Genomic DNA, 16,721 nt, shown 5'->3' with positions numbered 1-16,721 from the left:
TGATCCTCCAGTAGATGGGTCTGCAGTTCAGCCTGATTTTGTCTGCGTACGGACTTTATGAATATCATTATCAAATGCTTTCTCCATTAATTAACCTCATGCTCCGCATTGTGGCTGCCCTGCCTTTAGCAGTTGCGCAAGGTTTTGGTGGCTTTTTGGGCTATGTTGCTTATCTAGCCTCTGCTAAGTATCGCGCCCTTTTTAAGGCTAATTATGCTGAGGCCTTAGCGGCAAGCCAGCTCAAATGCCAATATTTAAAGGCTATTCCGGGTTCTGGAATGCTGCTTTCCGACAGTCTGTGGATCTGGCATAACCCCAAAAAAGCCCTTGCTTTGGCTGAGGTTAGCAACTGGAGTCTAGTTGAGGCAGCGATCGACGAGGGTCATGGCCTCATCATGCTCTGTCCCCATTTAGGTGGTTTTGAAATTATTCCGCGCATTTTGGCAAACCATTTTCCAGCCACTATTTTGTACCGCCCTGCCAGACAAGATTGGTTGAATAAGGTGATTGAATCGTGGCGCGCTTACCCCAATATGCATTTTGTACCGACCAATCTGCATGGTGTTCGGCAAATGGTTAGGGCCTTGAGTCGTGGTGAGGCCATCGGCATTTTGCCAGATCAAGTGCCAAGCGGAGGCGAAGGTGTGTGGGCGCCTTTTTTTGGTCGCTACGCCTACACAACTACCTTGCCTGCTCGGCTGGCGGGTCGCAAGCAGATTCCGGTCGTGCTATTTTCTGCGCAACGTAAGGGTTTTGGGCAGGGCTGGCTTATTCATGCAGAACGCTTACCTACATTTTCTGATCACGCTACGCTCGCTGCAGCAGAATTAAATTTAGCTTTGGAAAAAATCATCTGCCGTGCTCCCAATCAATATATTTGGGCCTATAACCGCTTCAAGCACCCTAGTGGCGCAGAACTGCCCCCAACTCAGTAAAAAAATTTCATCATGCATTGGCTACAAACCACACTTCATTTTTTGGTCCTTGGTCTTTTGCGTTTTTTTTCTGTGATGCCTTATGCCCTCACCGTGCATACCGGCTATGCACTTGGATCGCTGGCAGCGCGCCTACCCAGCGAAAGAAAACATGTGGTTAAAACCAATTTGCGCTTATGCTTTCCGCAGCTTTCACCCGCTCAAATTGATGCCTTAGCTTTAGCTCATTGGCGCCTCTTGGGACGAAGTGTCATCGAGCGCAGTCGAATTTGGATGGGTAGCCCCAAGCAAATAAGCGCAATGGTGGACATCAAAGCAGCCATTGAATTGGGTGATCGTAAACCTCGCTTATTAATCACTCCACACTTTGTTGGCATTGAGGGTGGCATCTTAGCGCTCTCCGTGCTAGCGCTTGACCACGACCTACCAAAAGGGACTGGTTTATTTCAAAACATGAAAAATCCTTTTTTTAATCAAAAAATTATTCAATGGCGCGAGCGTTTTGGCGGCAGATCGATTGCTCGGCAAAACCGCTTACGTGATCTATTACGTGAAATTCGAGCTGGTAATTTTGTTTTTATTGCGCCTGATATTGACTTGGGGCCTAAAGACAGTGTGTTTGTACCTTTTTTTGGAATACCAACGAGTACGGTTACTTCCGTATCACGCTTAGCAAAAATGGCTGGTGCTGAAGTTTGTTTAATGATTACGGCACTAAAGCCAGATGAAAGTGGCTATATTTGTTCCATCAGCAAGCCCATTGATGGCTTTCCTAGTGATGACCCCGTGGCCGATACTGCGCGCCTCAATCGACTCTATGAACAGGAGATTATTAAAAATCCCGCTGAATACTACTGGATCCATAAACGCTTTAAACATCGCCCTCCTGGCGAGCCTGGTTTATATTCAAGTAAATGACAACGCAATCACCACAAAAAATTCGCTTTACTAAAATGCATGGTGCCGGCAACGACTTTATTGTGCTGAACGGTATCACCCATGATTTGAGTGCGGTAACAAAAGACCAATGGCGTAAATTAGCCCATCGCCAACTTGGCGTGGGTGCAGATCAAATTTTGCTGGTTGAAAAAACCACGCTTCCGGATGCTGATTTTCGCTATCGGATTTTTAATGCAGATGGTGGTGAGGTTGAGCAATGTGGCAATGGCTCCCGTTGTTTTATCCGCTACATTCACGAGCAAGGACTTTCTACTAAGAATCCGCTGCGGGTCGAGGTGGCACATTCCATCATCACGCTTGAGGCGCTTGCTGACGGGCAAGTTAAAGTCAATATGGGCGCACCCATCTTTGAGCCCCAGCTTATTCCATTTAATCCGACTGGGCTCCCATCCAAACTAGAGTTTCATGAAACCCTCTATGCCTTACCCATTAGCCGTAATGCTGGCACACATGCTGATTGGATCGCCGCCATATCGATGGGCAATCCCCATGCCATTCAAGTTGTCGATGATATTGAGAGCACCCCGGTTGGTACAGAAGGTGCGCAGATTGAGGCCAATTCGGCTTTTCCGCAGCGGGTCAATGCTGGCTACATGCAAATTCTGCACGCTCATGCCATACGCTTGCGGGTCTACGAACGCGGTGCGGGCGAAACACTTGCCTGCGGTACTGGCGCTTGTGCAGCGGTGGTTTCTGGCATTCGGCGCGGCTTACTGCTAAGCCCAGTACGGGTTGAAACTCGAGGTGGAATTTTAGAAATAGTCTGGCCTGGCATGCTTGATGGTCAGCCTCAAGCGGTTGAGATGTATGGACCCGCAATGACCGTTTTTGAAGGTGAAACTAGCCTCTAACGCTACTTGCTAAGCATTAATTCCGTACTTTAAGCGGTAAGCCTCAACCGCTGGCAAATACTGCTTTAAGTCCGTATCGGCTGAAGCGGTTAAAAAAGTCAGCAAATCATGCAGGCTAGCAATAGAAACGACGGGGATACCGAAGTCTTGTGAAATGCTTTGTACTGCAGAGTAAGCGCCTACATCAAGTGCGGTACCCGATTTTTCCATGCGATCAAGGGCAATTAAGACTGCGGCAGGCTCGCCCCCAGCAGCACGAATTAAATTCACTGATTCGCGTACCGAAGTGCCGGCCGAAATAACGTCATCCACAATCACCACTCGCCCCTGAATTGGAGCTCCCACCATCGTGCCACCCTCGCCATGATCTTTCGTTTCTTTCCGGTTATAGGCAAAAGGAATATTGCGCCCCTGCTCAGCTAGAGCAATGACGGTTGCCGCAGCCAAGGTAATGCCCTTATAAGCTGGGCCGTAGAGCATTTCAAACTGAATACCTGATGCCAATAAAGCCTTGGCGTAATACCGACCCAAAGCGCCTAATAAAACCCCGTTGCTAAATCCTCCGGCATTAAAAAAATAGGGTGATAGCCGACCCGCTTTCGTTTTAAACTCGCCAAACGCTAAGACACGTGCTTCGAGCGCAAAGCGAATAAAGTCGTGTTGATTATTTTGTATTTGATTATTTTGTGGGTTCATAAGCCTCTATGTTACGCATCATTTCCGCCAATCTCAATGGCATTCGTTCTGCCGTCAAAAAAGGCTTTTTGCCGTGGATGCAAAACCAAGCGCCTGATTTTGTCTGCCTGCAAGAGCTCAAAGCCCAGCGCGATGATCTAGACGAGACAATTTTGAACCCAACTGGTATGACTGGCTATTTTCATCATGCCCAAAAGAAGGGCTATAGCGGGTGCGGCATTTACTCTAGGCATCAACCCCAAGATGTACTTTATGGTTATGGTAATGCCGAATTTGATGCGGAAGGTCGGTATGTGGAAATACGCCTCAAGAATTTATCCATTATTTCTGTTTATATGCCATCCGGTTCTAGCTCACCTGAGCGACAAGCGGCAAAATTCCGTTTTTTAAAATCATTTCTACCGCACCTGCTGCAATTAAAAAAATCAGGACGTGAAATTATTCTCTGCGGTGATGTGAATATTGCCCATCAAGAAATTGATCTTAAAAATTGGAAAGGTAATCTGAATAATTCAGGCTTTTTGCCTGAAGAACGCGCTTGGCTGACGCATTTGTTTGACCAGGTCGGCTATGTAGATGTTTATCGCCACCTAGAGCCAGCGGCCAGTGATACCGGCTATACCTGGTGGAGTAATCGTGGCCAAGCGTATGCCAAAAACGTGGGGTGGCGCATCGACTACCAAATTGCTACCGGTGGCATTGCTGCTAAAGCAAAGGCGGCGCGTATTTACAAAATTGAACGCTTCTCCGATCATGCGCCCTTGACCATTGATTATGACTGGCCTATTTAAGGCGATCAAAAAATAACTACTCTGCTATTTTTTTGTTCTGCCCAATATTTAAATGCATCGTCAACCAAATCAGAATTAAGACAGGCGCGCCAATAATGGCTGTACTAATAAAAAAAGCTTGATAACCAAATGCATCTACAAATACGCCGGAGAAGCCCGCTAACCATTTGGGCAATAAGAGCATCATTGAACTAAATAGGGCGTACTGTGTTGCTGAATAGCGAATGTTTGTTAGTGAAGATAAGTAAGCAATAAATGCAGCGCTCGCTATTCCAGAACTTAAATTGTCAGCAGAAATGACCCAAATCAAACCCTGTAAATCATGGCCTTGGGCTGCTAACCAAGCAAATAAAAGATTGCTTACCGCCGATAACACAGCACCCACAAATAAAATGCGCATCACGCCAAAGCGCAGAGTTAAAACTCCGCCAATAAAAGCACCAAGCAAGGTCATGATGACGCCAAAGACCTTGCTCACGGCAGCAACCTCATCTTTGGTGTAGCCCATATCCACATAAAAGGGGTTGGCCATAATGCCCATCACTACATCGCTGATCCGATAAATCGCAATTAAGGCCAAGATGATGATGGCTTGATAGTGATAGCGCTGAATGAATTCAGCAAAGGGCTCAATCAAGGTTTGGTATAGCCAAGCTTTTGCATTACGTGCTTGTGGTAGCAAAACTTGCGCTGGTTCTTGGCTAAATAAGGTGGTGATAACGCCAACACTAATTGAAGCGGCCATACAAAGATAAGCAAATTGCCAAGCACTAACATCATAAGATCCACTATCCGTCTCGACCCGCGCTGCCAGCCATAAAACGCCGGCACCGGCCCAGATTAGAGCGAGTCTATAGCCAGTTTGATAGGTGGCTGCCAAGGCCGCCTGATGATTGCTATCGGCCGATTCAATCCGAAATGCATCTAAGGCGATATCTTGCGTGGCAGAACCAAATGCCACAAGTAGTGCGCACCACACGATGGGATTCAATGCAACCTTAGGATCAATACTGGCCATGCCCAGTAGACCTAAAATAATTAAGGCTTGGGCAAAGAGCAGCCAACTGCGTCTGCGGCCAAACCATTTAGTGAGAAAAGGAATTCGCAGACGATCGACTAACGGCGCCCAAACCCACTTAAAGGCATAAATTAAACCAACCCAAGTTAAATAGCCAATGGTGCTACGATCAATTCCCGCCTCGCGCAACCAAAAACTTAAGGTGCCCAATATTAGTAAAAGCGGTAAGCCTGCAGAGAAGCCTAAAAAAAGCATTCGTAAACAAGGCCATTCGAGATAAACCCGAAAATCTTTAAGCCATGACTGAATTACATTAAGCACGTCGAATACGAAATAATGCCAAGCTGCCAAACAGATTGGGTAACAAAGTCACCTCTCTGCCTTCATGCAAAATACATTGATCAATCACCTTGAGACCCAAACTGGAAGCGAGTTTTTCAAAGTCGGCGACAGTTAAAACGCGCACGTTTGGCGTGTTGTACCACTGGTACGGCAGGCTCTTCGAAACTGGCATATGCCCAAAACCTACGGCTAGACGATGTGACCAATGGCCAAAATTTGGAAATGAGATAATCGATTCTTTCCCTACCCGCACTACCTCGCGCAAGATTTTTTCGGTCTGGTGGATAGTTTGTAGTGTCTGCGAAAGCACGACGGTATCAAAACTCTGATCGCCAAATAAAGCGAGGCCACCCTCGAGATTTTGCTGAATGACATGAATATCTTTTTGCACGCAGGCTAAAACCCGCGCATCATCTATTTCGACACCATAAGCTTGCACCGGTTTTTGCTGGCGTAAAAATTCTAGAAAACTACCGTCACCACAACCCAAATCTAGTACTTGGCTAGACGGGGCAATCCATTTGGCGATCGCAATAAAGTCAGCGCGCATCATACGCTAGCCTCATCCATGGTCTGAAAATAGGCCCGAATTAACTGGTGATAACGCGCATCATCTAATAAAAAAGCATCGTGGCCATGCGGGGCATCAATTTCGGCGTACGTTACAGCACTTTTATTAACCAGCAGAGCTTCAACAATTTCGCGACTACGATTGGGTGGAAAACGCCAATCGGTAACAAAACTAATTACCAAAAACTTCGCCTGCACTTCAGCCAATGCGCGACTCAAGCTACCTCCTGAGCGCCGCGCAGGATCAAAATAATCGAGCGCACGGGTAATTAATAAATAGGTATTAGCGTCAAAATAAGTTGAAAATTTTTCACCTTGATGACGTAAATAACTTTCTACCTCAAACTCGACATCAAAACTAAAACGATATTCGTCAGGCGCTCCAGCAGGGCGTTGTAGTTCACGGCCAAACTTTTCTGCCATATCGTCATCGGATAAATAGGTAATATGTCCCACCATACGCGCTAAACGTAAGCCGCTTTTAGGCACCACACCATGCGCATAATAATTGCCACCATGAAAATCGGGATCGGCAAGAATGGCATTTCTAGCTACCTCGTTAAAGGCAATATTTTGGGCCGATAGCTTGGGGGTTGATGCTACTGCTATACAGTGCCCAATACGCTTGGGGAATTGAATTGCCCAGGCAATCGCTTGCATGCCTCCGAGACTGCCACCCATCACGGCAGCAAAACGCCGAATACCCAATTTATCGGCTAAACGTGCCTGAGTATTAACCCAATCTTCAACCGTAATTACCGGGAATTCGGCACCATAAAAAGTGCCAGTTGCCGGATTGATGCTCATTGGACCAGTTGAACCAAAACAAGAGCCTAAATTATTCACACCAATGACAAAAAAATGGTTGGTATCGACTGGCTTACCTGGTCCAACCATGTTGTCCCACCAGCCCATATCGCTGGCATCATCTGGATTGGGGCCGGCAACGTGGTGCGAGGCATTTAAAGCGTGACAAATTAATACTGCATTGCTTTTAGTGGCGTTCAATTTGCCATAGGTTTCGATCACTAAATCGTAACTAGCTAAGATTGCACCGCTTTGCAACGGCAAAGGCTCGGCAAAATGAATCGTATTACGAGAAAGGTTTAGCTCGCTCATTCTGAGAGCAAGATACGCAGGCTAAGTTCTGAAGCCTCTGTGGGTAGTTTTTTGAAGCCGCTGCGCGCAAAGCGATGCCAGCGTCCTAATATATAGCTCATGAGAATGGCGGCACGAATACTAATCTCTTCCTGCCCCAATTTGGCTATCTGCCCGCCTTGGGTTTGCGCAATCCGCAAAGATTGCTTGAGGGATGCCTCAACGCGGTCTAAAACCTGACTAATGCGCTCTTGTAAGCGCTCATCTTCTTGTAAAAGAGCGTCGCCCAACAGCACACGGGTCATCCCTGGATTTTTTTCAGCAAACGCCAATAGCATTTGCAAAATGCCGCGCACTTGGGCCAAACCTGATTCTTCTTTTTGGGTAATTTGGTTGATTAGCCCGAATACAGTTTGCTCAATAAAACCAATCAACCCCTCAAACATTTGCGCTTTACTAGCAAAATGCCGATATAAGGCGGCTTCAGAAACTTGAATTTTTGCTGCCAATGCCGCAGTCGTAACGCGCTCACCTTTCGGGTGTTGCAGCATTTCCGCTAATACTTGCAAAATTTGTAAGCGCCGTTCACCTGGTCGCGGCCGTTTACGCAGTTTGTCAGAGCCCTGACTCTCACCTTGAGATTCTGCTGCAAAGGGGGCGGATTCTCTACTCGGGCTCATTCAACAATTTTCCAGAACTTAGCGTGATCGAATCATGGTACCAAAAGCTTGCTCGGTCAAAATTTCTAACAGCAACGAGTGCTCAATTCGACCGTCAATAATATGTACGGAGTTAACCCCGCTTTTAGCTGCATCGAGTGCTGAAGCAATTTTTGGCAACATCCCCCCCGAAATGGTGCCGTCGGCAAAAAGGCTATCGATTTCGCGGGCAGTTAAATCGGTTAGTAATTTACCGCTCTTATCCATTACGCCATGGGTATTGGTCATCATCACTAATTTTTCAGCTTTGAGAATTTCGGCCATCTTGCCTGCCACTAAATCAGCATTGATATTAAAAGCCTGTCCTTCTGCGCTAAAGCCAATTGGGGAAATTACGGGAATGAAGGCGTCGTCTTGTAAAGCCTTCACTACTGCTGGATTAATCGCTTCAATTTCACCCACAAAACCGAGATCGATGGTTGCGCCCGGCTTAGATTCATCGGGCACAAACATTTTACGGGCATGTATTAAGCCGCCGTCTTTACCCGTTAAGCCTACCGCTTGACCGCCATAATGATTGATTAACATGACAATATCTTGCTGCACTTCGCCGCCTAAAACCCATTCCACGACTTCCATGGTTTCTTCATCAGTGACGCGCATGCCCTGAATAAAAGTGCCAGTCTTGCCAATCTTCTTTAAAGCTTCATCAATTTGTGGGCCGCCTCCATGCACGACCACGGGATTCATGCCGACCAATTTCAATAAAATGACATCGCGCGCAAAACTTTCTTTAAGGCGCTCCTCAACCATGGCGTTACCGCCATATTTAATGACAATTGTTTTGCCATGGTATTGGCGTATATAGGGCAAAGCTTCGGCCAGAATCTCCGCCTTTAACAAGGGGGAAATATCGGCTATAGTAGGTAAAGTCTTCGTCATTAACTAGCTTTAGTTTACGCTTGCCTGAGTTTATATTTGACTTAATTACCGAACAGTTTTTGACGTAGCTCGCGCCGCTCTTGGGCTTCAAGCGATAGGTTTGCTGTGGGCCGCGCAATTAAGCGTGACAGGCCAATGGGCTCGCCCGTCTCTTCACACCAGCCATAATCACCCGACTCAATGCGTGCCAAAGCTTGCTCAACTTTTTTTAACAGTTTACGTTCGCGGTCGCGAGTACGTAACTCCAGCGCATGCTCTTCTTCAATCGTCGCGCGGTCGGCAGGATCGGGCACCAAAATATTTTCCCGCAAATGCTCGGTTGTTTCCGAGGCATTTTTTAAAATATCCTCTTTCAGAGTGGCAAGTTTTAAGCGAAAAAATTCCAGCTGGGACGCATTCATATAATCTTTATCACCCATCTGTAGTAACTCAGCCTCTGTTATAGGCATGAACGTAACGCCTTTCGAGGACGGTTTTGCGCTCGCCTTTGCTGCGGCCTTCACGGTTTCTTTGACCATTGTCGCGCTGACTTTCTCCGTGGTTTTCTCGGCTAACTTCGCGTTACTTGCTGTTTTTGCGATCATCTTTTTCTTCCCAATATTCCTGAAGCATTATTGCCCCATTCTGCCAAGGTTTTAAGTCTTTACTTTAAATCTGACTGTGGCGCGGGATTGTACCTCAAGGAACCCTGCGCCAATTTAAACCAAACATCCCTCTAAGCCCGCCATTAATGTATCTTTGGGTAAATCGATGCCGATAAAGACCATGCGGGTTTGCTTGGGTTCGGCACCCCAAGGCCCAGCTAAGTCACTGCCCATCATTTGATGTACGCCCTGAAACACCACTTTTCGGGCACTCCCCTTCACGTAAAGCACTCCTTTATAACGCAACATTTTTTCACCAAAAACCTCAAGTATTCCACCTAAAAAATCTTCTAACTTTTTAGAATCAAAGGGGCGCTCACTACGAAATACAAATGATTGAATTCGATCGGTATGGCCAGCATGATCATGATGCTGATGCCCATGGTCAGAATGATCATGAGCGGCGTGCTCATGACTATGATCATGCCCACAGTCAGCGTGATCATGCTCTTCTGCGCCTAAGAAATGGGGGTCAATATCGAGTTTGGCATTGAGATTAAACCCTTTTAAATCCAATACTTCATTGAGCGGCACGACCCCCTGAGTAATCGCCTTGATGGGTGCACGGGGGTTCATATGCATGAGCCTACTACGTAAATTCGCTATTTCAGTAGGACTGACTAAGTCTGTTTTGGTAATAAAAATTTGGTCGGCAAAACCCACTTGCCGCTGGGCCTCTTCATGCTCAGATAACTGCTGTTGACCATGTTTTGCATCGACTAGGGTCACAACCGCATCGAGCACATAATGCTCAGCCACATCATCGTCCATAAAAAAAGTTTGCGCTACTGGCCCTGGGTTAGCGACACCTGTTGTTTCAATGACCACGCGCTCAAACTGAATTTTTTTCTGCTGGCGTTGTTCCCATAGTTGATTTAAGGCCTCAACTAAATCGCCACGAATGGTACAGCAAACACAACCATTGCTCATTTGCACAATCGTTTCTTCACTGCTTTGTACCAAAATATCGTTATCGATATTTTCTTCACCAAACTCGTTTTCAATAACAGCAATTTTTTTACCGTGCTGTTCGGTCAAGATATGTTTAAGTAAAGTCGTTTTACCGCTACCTAAAAATCCAGTAAGTATTGTGACGGGAATTAAAGCCATATCAGTTCCATTTCAGTGCTTGGTGAAGATAATAAGCTAGCTATCTTACGCCTTGCTGGGTTTAGCGCGGGGATGAGCCAAATCGTAGGCCTGCGCTAAATGCTGAAAATCCAGGGCAGTATATATTTGGGTGCTGGCGATATTGGCATGGCCCAACATTTCTTGCACTGCGCGTAAATCATGTGAGGATTGCAAAACGTGGCTAGCAAAGCTATGCCGCAGCATATGGGGGTGCACATGGGTTGGTAAACCTGCACGGATCGCTAAGGTACGCAGCCTTACCTGCACCGTGCGCGGGGCTAAACGTTCGCCTTTGGCGGAAATAAATAAAGCTGGGCTAAGTGGCTGAGGCTCTACTGTCTCGAGAAAGTTCCGCCACGCCCGTAATGCCGTCATGGCAGGCAAGCCTACGGGGATGCTCCGGCGTTTACCGCCTTTTCCCAAGACTGTTACCTCAGCCGCGTCCCAATCTAGCCAGCCTGCAGACTCGCGCTGACGGTCACGGCTAATTAAAATATCGATGCCAAGCAGTTCTGATAAACGTAAGCCCGAGGAATACAACAACTCGATTAAAGCGGCATCGCGAAGCGAATCTAAATCCTTTTTTTCTAAAACTTCGCGCTGGGCTTGCTGCACTAGGGCAATGGCTTGCTCTACAGACAGCGCCTTGGGTAGCGGCTTATTGCGCTTAGGCGCTTTCACGTCGGCAACTGGGTTAGTTAATAATTGAATTTTATGAATCCGCTTTTTTTCTGCGCTTTGCTGACCTAGCCAATCAAACCAGCCGCGCCAAGCAGATAAGGTTCGCGCAATACTTCGCGGTGATTGATTCTTTGCATGTAAGCGCGCAGCCCAACGCCGAACCTGCGCATTAGTTGCGCTCAGCAAATCGCTGCCATCCTCCTGGGCAAGCAGTTGTAATTGCCTTAAATCGTGCTGGTAAGCCGTGAGCGTATGGGGCGAAAGCTGCCGTAATACATGCAACTCGTGCACGTAAGCTTGCGCTAATGGTAATAATTCAGGTGGCGGCAGGCTCATAAGCGCGCACACGATCGAGTGCAGCGGCAGTTAACTCAGCAATTTGACGTAAATAAAAAGCCCCCATATCTGCCGTAAAGCGGCTGGCATCTTTACTTGCGAGCAAGAGCACTGCAGGCGCTGACTGACTGCTCAAGGGCAAACCAATCGCCACTAAACTTTGCCATTGATCGTCAATTGCTGTTTGGGTCGCTAGTAAATCAATACTCACAGCGGGCAATTCTTTAGCAGAGCCACACAAAGGATTTTCTAGCCACGGTGAAAAAAATGCTTGGGGGGGCAAAATCAAGGCTGCATCAACCTCAAATACCTCGGCTAAACCAACGGTCACTGCAGCCTCTACTTCAAAGCGAGTGCTGGCCCGCATGAGTAATAACAACCAAGCCACTAAACCCTTTTGGGTTTTATCATTGCGGCTACCAAAATGGAGCATTTCACCCAGCCGACGATTCAGTTCTTGATTTTGGGTGCGTAAGATCGACATCTGCCGCTCTTGTAATGAAATAGCGCTACCGCCATGGGGATGCTTTAAGCGAATTTCATTTAACAAATCGGCATAGCGCTCAAAAAATTCGGGGGTCGCTCGCAACCAATCAGCGACTAGGGCTTCTTGCTCTGCCTGCTTGGAATCGATTGCGCTATGACTAGAACTCATACCCTCTTCCTAACTTAATTTTTTACGTAATAAATCGTTCACTTGTTGGGGATTAGCCTTGCCTTGAGAAGCCTTCATAATTTGCCCTACCAATGCATTAAACGCTTTTTCTTTGCCGGCCCGAAACTCTGCAACTAATTTAGCATTGTCGGTTAACACTTGATCAATTAAAAGCGCTAACTCACCACTATCGCTAATTTGTCGCCAGCCACGCTGATCAATGATGGTGTCAATCGTACTACTCCGTTGACCAGTGCTAGCCTCATCCCACAAAATGGTAAAAATATCTTTGGCAATTTTATTTGAAATCGTGCCGTCAGCCACGCGCTCGAGTAATGGGGCTAAATCGTTCGCACTAAGCGGTGAATCGCTCGCTGCTAGGTTAGCGCGATTCAGCGCCGAAGCAAGCTCTCCCGTAACTAAATTGGCGGCGACCTTTGCCATGGGCTGTCCCACCAAGCTAACCAGGGCATTAAATAATTGTGCCGTCGCCCGATCTTGTGATAACAATTGCGCATCGTAGGCAGAAAGGCCGAATTCTTTTTGCCATTGGTTGCGCACGGCGTCTGGCAGGATGGGCATGCCAGCGCGTACTTTTGCAACCCATGCCTGATCAATTTGTAAAGGCAATAAATCAGGATCAGGAAAATAACGGTAATCATTAGCGTCTTCTTTGCTGCGCATGCTCCGCGTTTCTTTTTTATCGGGATCATACAGACGGGTTTCTTGTTTAACCTCGCCGCCATCTTCGATTAATTCAATTTGTCGACGAATTTCATAATTCATCGCCTCTTCCATAAAGCGAAACGAATTCAGATTTTTAATCTCGCAACGCGTGCCTAATTTCTCCGAACCCATTGGCCTAACTGAAACATTGGCATCACACCGAAATGAACCCTCTTGCATATTGCCATCGCAGACATCAAGCCAAACAACTAAACTGTGCAGGGCTTTGGCGTAAGCCACGGCCTCTGCTGCGCTGCGCATTACCGGTTCGGTCACGATCTCTAGTAAAGGCGTACCGGCACGATTTAAGTCGATACCACTGGAGGGCTCGCCATGGGGTCCAATAAAATCTTCATGCACCGATTTACCAGCGTCTTCTTCTAAGTGAGCACGGGTTAGTTGAATTAACTTGCTCTCGCCATTAAAAATAATTTCTACTTGACCACCCAGCACAACAGGAATTTCATACTGGCTAATTTGATAGCCTTTAGGTAAATCGGGATAAAAATAATTTTTGCGGGCAAAAATGCTGCTGGGCGCGATGGTTGCGCCAATGGCTAAACCAAAGCGAATTGCATGCTCGACCGCTTGGCGATTTAAGACGGGTAACACCCCAGGCAAAGCCAAATCTACTGCGCAGGCTTGGGTATTTGCAGGCGCACCAAAATGTGTGCTCGCGCCACTAAAAATTTTGGATTGGGTTTTTAATTGCGTATGCGTTTCAAGCCCGATGACCGCCTCCCATTCCATTACGCCACCTCGCTCGGCTGCCGCAGGTGCCAATCACTAGCCTGCTGATATTGATGGGCAATTTGCAAGAGACGGGCTTCGGAAAAATAATTACCGATCAGTTGCATACCAATGGGGAGGTTATTTTGATTAAAGCCACAAGGCACACTCATTGCTGGTAAGCCCGCTAGATTGGTTGATAAGGTATAAATATCGGCCAAATACATTTGCAAGGGGTCTTGGGTTTTTGCTCCCAAAGGCCATGCCACATCGGGTGCAACGGGCCCCAAAATGACATCACAGTGCTGAAAGGCTGCCTGAAAATCGGTGGCAATAATGCGCCGTATCTTTTGCGCTTGCAAATAATATGCATCATAGTATCCATGGGATAAAACATAGCTGCCAATTAAAATGCGCCGCTTCACTTCTGCGCCAAAACCTTCGCTACGTGATTTTTTATACAGCTCTTGTAAATCAGAATATTGCGCTGTGCGATGGCCAAAACGCACGCCGTCAAAACGACTTAAATTACTCGAGGCTTCAGCCGGGGCAAGCACATAATAAACAGGGATAGATAATTTTGTTTTGGGCAAAGTGACGGAGCATAAAGTGGCGCCCAAGGCTGCTAGCTGTTCTGCTCCCGCTTCAACTGCCTGAGCTACTTCCGGTGCCAAGCCTGCAGCAAAAAACTCCGTAGGCAAACCAATGCGCAAACCACTTAACGGTTTCGTTGCATTTTTAATTTGCGGCTCACTCCAGCCTTGGTTCAAATAACGGCTATAGTCTTCTCCCGAATCGGCTAATGAAGTGGAATCGCGTCCATCATGAAATGACATGGCACTTAAAAGCCACGCGCAATCTTCTGCGCTCTTACCAATGGGGCCCGCTTGGTCTAAAGAGGATGCGTACGCAATCATGCCGTAGCGCGACACCCGTCCATAGCTTGGCTTAATTCCCGTTAACCCACAAAGTGCTGCGGGCTGACGAATCGAACCACCTGTATCGGTGCCTGTGGCTATCGGTGTTAGCCCCGCAGCAACAGCTGCTGCTGAACCGCCTGATGAACCTCCTGCTACGCATGCAGGATTCCATGGATTAAGCACCGCGCCAAAAGCCGAGTTTTCATTCGAGGAGCCCATTGCAAACTCATCCATATTGGTTTTACCCAAACAAACCATGCCGGCGGCAGTAGGATTTTGCTCATCGGGCATCCCTAGACGGGCCACCACTGCAGCATCAAATGGGCTTTGATAATTTTCGAGCATCTTGGAACCCGCGGTTGAGTGCCAGCCCCGAGTGACAAAAACATCTTTATGCGCCACTGGGATGCCCGTTAAAGGACCGCCTAATCCGCTTGCTCGTAAGGTGTCGGCGGCCTCTGCCTGCGCCAAACTTAAGGCAGGATTAACATCTAAAAATGCATTCCAACGGCTACCCTTGGCGATGCGCTCTAAAAAATAGCTGGTTAACTCGCGGCTAGATACCTGCTTAGCCGCTAAAGCCTTTGATAACAAGGCCACTGTACTAACATGCCAACTCATTCAAGCACTCGCGGCACGAGAAAATAGCCGTCTTTTTGAGCTGGGGCTGAACGCATATTTGCCGTCCGTTGATCGGTTTCGCTCACTTCATCAGTACGAAGCGGTTGAGCTAAGTCGCGTAAAAAAAGAATCGGGTGAGCCAGCGGCTCACAAGTGCTGGTATCCACTGCTTGCATTTCAGCAACCAAAGCAAAAATTGCCTGTAACTGGGGCAAAAGTGCCTCAGCCTCAGGTTCGCTCAATTCGAGCCTAGAAAGGTGCGCAATGCGCTGGACTTCATCGAGTTTCATTGGGCGCTAGGGTATCATTCTTCTTTATCTTCATTAACTCGACTATTTTCCCACTTCCATTATGTTTGGTCTGATTCGTAACTATTTTGCCAATGATCTCGCAATCGATCTTGGTACGGCAAATACTCTGATTTATATGCGCGATCGGGGAATCGTACTCGATGAGCCTTCGGTAGTTGCAATTCGCCAAGAAGGTGGTCCTAATGGTAAAAAAACCATTCTGGCGGTAGGTACTGAAGCAAAAGCGATGATAGGTCGTGTACCTGGCAATATTGAAGCTATTCGCCCCATGAAAGATGGGGTCATTGCTGACTTCACCATTACTGAGCAAATGCTCAAACAATTTATCAAAATGGTGCATGAAAGTAAGCTATTCAGACCCAGCCCGCGCATTATTATTTGCGTGCCATGCGGCTCAACTCAAGTTGAGCGGCGAGCCATTCGTGAGTCGGCTTTAGGCGCTGGTGCATCACAAGTTTTTCTCATTGAAGAACCCATGGCTGCAGCCATTGGTGCAGGCCTTCCCGTGTCTGAAGCGCACGGTTCAATGGTAATAGATGTTGGCGGTGGCACCACTGAAGTTGGGGTGATGTCCTTGGGTGGCATGGTTTATAAGGGCTCTGTTCGCGTTGGTGGAGATAAATTTGACGAAGCCATTGCCAACTATATTCGCCGCAATTACGGCATGCTTATTGGCGAACAAACTGCAGAAAATATTAAAAAAACAATTGGTTCAGCTTTTCCAGGCTCAGCCGTATTAGAAATGGAAGTAAAAGGTCGTAATTTGGCTGAAGGTATCCCGCGCAGTTTTACGATTACTAGTAATGAAGTGCTTGAGGCGCTGACTGACCCCTTAAATCAAATTGTGACTGCAGTTAAAGCGGCGCTTGAACAAACCCCTCCTGAGTTGGCTTCCGATATTGCGGAGCGCGGCATGATGCTCACTGGTGGGGGCGCCCTCCTGCGCGACCTCGATCGTCTTCTATTAGAAGAGACTGGTTTACCCATTCACATTGCAGAAGACCCCCTTACCTGCGTAGCTCGTGGCTCTGGTATTGCGCTCGAGCGCATGGACAAGCTGAGCGGCGTTTTCTCGCAAGAGTAAACAACCGTTTATTCGGTCAGA

The 16,721-nt window shown here is 47.3% G+C and carries 18 protein-coding genes; 5 read left to right on the top strand and 13 right to left on the bottom strand.

Going from position 1 to position 16,721, the window contains the following annotated elements:
• The first annotated feature begins 14 nt into the window (after positions 1-14).
• From LZT21_RS02255 to dapF, 3 genes are read left to right on the top strand one after another with little or no spacing between them, the layout of a single operon-like run.
• On the top strand, positions 15-935 hold the full coding sequence (locus tag LZT21_RS02255; protein ID WP_233989159.1) for a lysophospholipid acyltransferase family protein: 921 nt from the start codon (positions 15-17) through the stop codon (positions 933-935).
• A gap of 12 nt (positions 936-947) precedes the next feature.
• A complete protein-coding gene (locus LZT21_RS02250; protein WP_233989158.1) occupies positions 948-1,853 on the top strand; it encodes a lipid A biosynthesis acyltransferase in 906 nt (301 codons plus the stop codon).
• Complete coding sequence (gene dapF / locus LZT21_RS02245) at positions 1,850-2,746, top strand: diaminopimelate epimerase (RefSeq protein WP_233924418.1); 897 nt, start codon at positions 1,850-1,852, stop codon at positions 2,744-2,746. Before LZT21_RS02250 ends, dapF begins: the two co-directional genes overlap by 4 nt.
• Before the next feature lie 9 nt (positions 2,747-2,755).
• Here the strand turns inward: dapF and pyrE are convergent, their stop codons facing one another.
• Positions 2,756-3,442 carry an orotate phosphoribosyltransferase gene (gene pyrE, locus LZT21_RS02240; RefSeq protein WP_233934788.1) on the bottom strand — a complete coding sequence of 229 codons (687 nt, stop codon included), beginning with the start codon at positions 3,440-3,442 and terminating at the stop codon, positions 2,756-2,758.
• Positions 3,443-3,450: 8 nt separating this feature from the next.
• Between pyrE and LZT21_RS02235 the strand changes: the two genes are divergently transcribed.
• Positions 3,451-4,233: an exodeoxyribonuclease III gene (locus LZT21_RS02235; protein ID WP_233924416.1), complete on the top strand. Its 783-nt coding sequence runs from the start codon at positions 3,451-3,453 to the stop codon at positions 4,231-4,233.
• 16 nt (positions 4,234-4,249) lie between these two features.
• On the opposite strand, the gene LZT21_RS02230 is transcribed toward LZT21_RS02235, so the two are convergent.
• The 12 genes from LZT21_RS02230 to gatC all read right to left on the bottom strand — a co-directional run bounded on the left by LZT21_RS02230 (position 4,250) and on the right by gatC (position 15,595).
• Entirely contained in the window at positions 4,250-5,602 is a 1,353-nt protein-coding gene (locus tag LZT21_RS02230) for an MFS transporter (RefSeq protein ID WP_304610425.1), read from the bottom strand.
• On the bottom strand, positions 5,565-6,146 hold the full coding sequence (gene metW, locus LZT21_RS02225; protein WP_233924415.1) for a methionine biosynthesis protein MetW: 582 nt from the start codon (positions 6,144-6,146) through the stop codon (positions 5,565-5,567). Before metW ends, LZT21_RS02230 begins: the two co-directional genes overlap by 38 nt.
• Entirely contained in the window at positions 6,143-7,282 is a 1,140-nt protein-coding gene (locus LZT21_RS02220) for a homoserine O-acetyltransferase (RefSeq protein ID WP_233924414.1), read from the bottom strand. Before LZT21_RS02220 ends, metW begins: the two co-directional genes overlap by 4 nt.
• The gene (slmA, locus tag LZT21_RS02215; RefSeq protein ID WP_233924413.1) at positions 7,279-7,941 is read right to left on the bottom strand and encodes a nucleoid occlusion factor SlmA; all 663 of its coding nucleotides are present in this window, start codon (positions 7,939-7,941) and stop codon (positions 7,279-7,281) included. Before slmA ends, LZT21_RS02220 begins: the two co-directional genes overlap by 4 nt.
• Before the next feature lie 18 nt (positions 7,942-7,959).
• A complete protein-coding gene (argB, locus tag LZT21_RS02210; protein ID WP_233924412.1) occupies positions 7,960-8,862 on the bottom strand; it encodes an acetylglutamate kinase in 903 nt (300 codons plus the stop codon).
• A gap of 41 nt (positions 8,863-8,903) precedes the next feature.
• Complete coding sequence (gene dksA / locus LZT21_RS02205; RefSeq protein WP_233924657.1) at positions 8,904-9,311, bottom strand: RNA polymerase-binding protein DksA; 408 nt, start codon at positions 9,309-9,311, stop codon at positions 8,904-8,906.
• A gap of 249 nt (positions 9,312-9,560) precedes the next feature.
• On the bottom strand, positions 9,561-10,616 hold the full coding sequence (locus LZT21_RS02200; RefSeq protein ID WP_233924411.1) for a GTP-binding protein: 1,056 nt from the start codon (positions 10,614-10,616) through the stop codon (positions 9,561-9,563).
• Between the two features lie 45 nt (positions 10,617-10,661).
• Complete coding sequence (locus LZT21_RS02195; RefSeq protein WP_233924410.1) at positions 10,662-11,654, bottom strand: tyrosine recombinase XerC; 993 nt, start codon at positions 11,652-11,654, stop codon at positions 10,662-10,664.
• Positions 11,635-12,309 carry a DUF484 family protein gene (locus LZT21_RS02190; protein ID WP_233924409.1) on the bottom strand — a complete coding sequence of 225 codons (675 nt, stop codon included), beginning with the start codon at positions 12,307-12,309 and terminating at the stop codon, positions 11,635-11,637. The genes LZT21_RS02195 and LZT21_RS02190 overlap by 20 nt, the downstream gene beginning before the upstream one ends.
• 9 nt (positions 12,310-12,318) lie before the next feature.
• Positions 12,319-13,785 (bottom strand): Asp-tRNA(Asn)/Glu-tRNA(Gln) amidotransferase subunit GatB, encoded by a 1,467-nt coding sequence (gatB, locus tag LZT21_RS02185; RefSeq protein ID WP_233989258.1) that lies wholly within the window; start codon positions 13,783-13,785, stop codon positions 12,319-12,321.
• Positions 13,785-15,305 (bottom strand): Asp-tRNA(Asn)/Glu-tRNA(Gln) amidotransferase subunit GatA, encoded by a 1,521-nt coding sequence (gene gatA, locus LZT21_RS02180; protein WP_233934790.1) that lies wholly within the window; start codon positions 15,303-15,305, stop codon positions 13,785-13,787. The genes gatB and gatA overlap by 1 nt, the downstream gene beginning before the upstream one ends.
• A complete protein-coding gene (gene gatC / locus LZT21_RS02175) occupies positions 15,302-15,595 on the bottom strand; it encodes an Asp-tRNA(Asn)/Glu-tRNA(Gln) amidotransferase subunit GatC (RefSeq protein ID WP_233924407.1) in 294 nt (97 codons plus the stop codon). The genes gatA and gatC overlap by 4 nt, the downstream gene beginning before the upstream one ends.
• 61 nt (positions 15,596-15,656) lie before the next feature.
• On the opposite strand from gatC, the gene LZT21_RS02170 reads away from it, so the two are divergent.
• Positions 15,657-16,700, top strand: a complete 1,044-nt coding sequence (locus tag LZT21_RS02170; protein ID WP_233989157.1) for a rod shape-determining protein — start codon at positions 15,657-15,659, stop codon at positions 16,698-16,700.
• The last annotated feature ends 21 nt before the right edge of the window (positions 16,701-16,721 follow it).

This window comes from Polynucleobacter sp. IMCC 30228, from assembly GCF_021395205.1.
Lineage (GTDB): Bacteria > Pseudomonadota > Gammaproteobacteria > Burkholderiales > Burkholderiaceae > Polynucleobacter.
The sequence above is the reverse complement of the archived record's forward strand: the minus strand, read 5'-3'. Positions and strand labels throughout refer to the sequence as shown.

Bases quoted from the DNA above. Each gene is read 5' to 3' on its own strand.
- LZT21_RS02255 (WP_233989159.1), top strand. From the start codon at position 15: ATGGGTCTGCAGTTCAGCCTGATTTTGTCTGCGTACGGACTTTATGAA.
- LZT21_RS02250 (WP_233989158.1), top strand. From the start codon at position 948: ATGCATTGGCTACAAACCACACTTCATTTTTTGGTCCTTGGTCTTTTG.
- dapF (WP_233924418.1), top strand. From the start codon at position 1,850: ATGACAACGCAATCACCACAAAAAATTCGCTTTACTAAAATGCATGGT.
- pyrE (WP_233934788.1), bottom strand. From the start codon at position 3,442: ATGAACCCACAAAATAATCAAATACAAAATAATCAACACGACTTTATT.
- LZT21_RS02235 (WP_233924416.1), top strand. From the start codon at position 3,451: ATGTTACGCATCATTTCCGCCAATCTCAATGGCATTCGTTCTGCCGTC.
- metW (WP_233924415.1), bottom strand. From the start codon at position 6,146: ATGATGCGCGCTGACTTTATTGCGATCGCCAAATGGATTGCCCCGTCT.
- LZT21_RS02220 (WP_233924414.1), bottom strand. From the start codon at position 7,282: ATGAGCGAGCTAAACCTTTCTCGTAATACGATTCATTTTGCCGAGCCT.
- slmA (WP_233924413.1), bottom strand. From the start codon at position 7,941: ATGAGCCCGAGTAGAGAATCCGCCCCCTTTGCAGCAGAATCTCAAGGT.
- argB (WP_233924412.1), bottom strand. From the start codon at position 8,862: ATGACGAAGACTTTACCTACTATAGCCGATATTTCCCCCTTGTTAAAG.
- dksA (WP_233924657.1), bottom strand. From the start codon at position 9,311: ATGCCTATAACAGAGGCTGAGTTACTACAGATGGGTGATAAAGATTAT.
- LZT21_RS02200 (WP_233924411.1), bottom strand. From the start codon at position 10,616: ATGGCTTTAATTCCCGTCACAATACTTACTGGATTTTTAGGTAGCGGT.
- LZT21_RS02195 (WP_233924410.1), bottom strand. From the start codon at position 11,654: ATGAGCCTGCCGCCACCTGAATTATTACCATTAGCGCAAGCTTACGTG.
- LZT21_RS02190 (WP_233924409.1), bottom strand. From the start codon at position 12,309: ATGAGTTCTAGTCATAGCGCAATCGATTCCAAGCAGGCAGAGCAAGAA.
- gatB (WP_233989258.1), bottom strand. From the start codon at position 13,785: ATGGAATGGGAGGCGGTCATCGGGCTTGAAACGCATACGCAATTAAAA.
- gatA (WP_233934790.1), bottom strand. From the start codon at position 15,305: ATGAGTTGGCATGTTAGTACAGTGGCCTTGTTATCAAAGGCTTTAGCG.
- gatC (WP_233924407.1), bottom strand. From the start codon at position 15,595: ATGAAACTCGATGAAGTCCAGCGCATTGCGCACCTTTCTAGGCTCGAA.
- LZT21_RS02170 (WP_233989157.1), top strand. From the start codon at position 15,657: ATGTTTGGTCTGATTCGTAACTATTTTGCCAATGATCTCGCAATCGAT.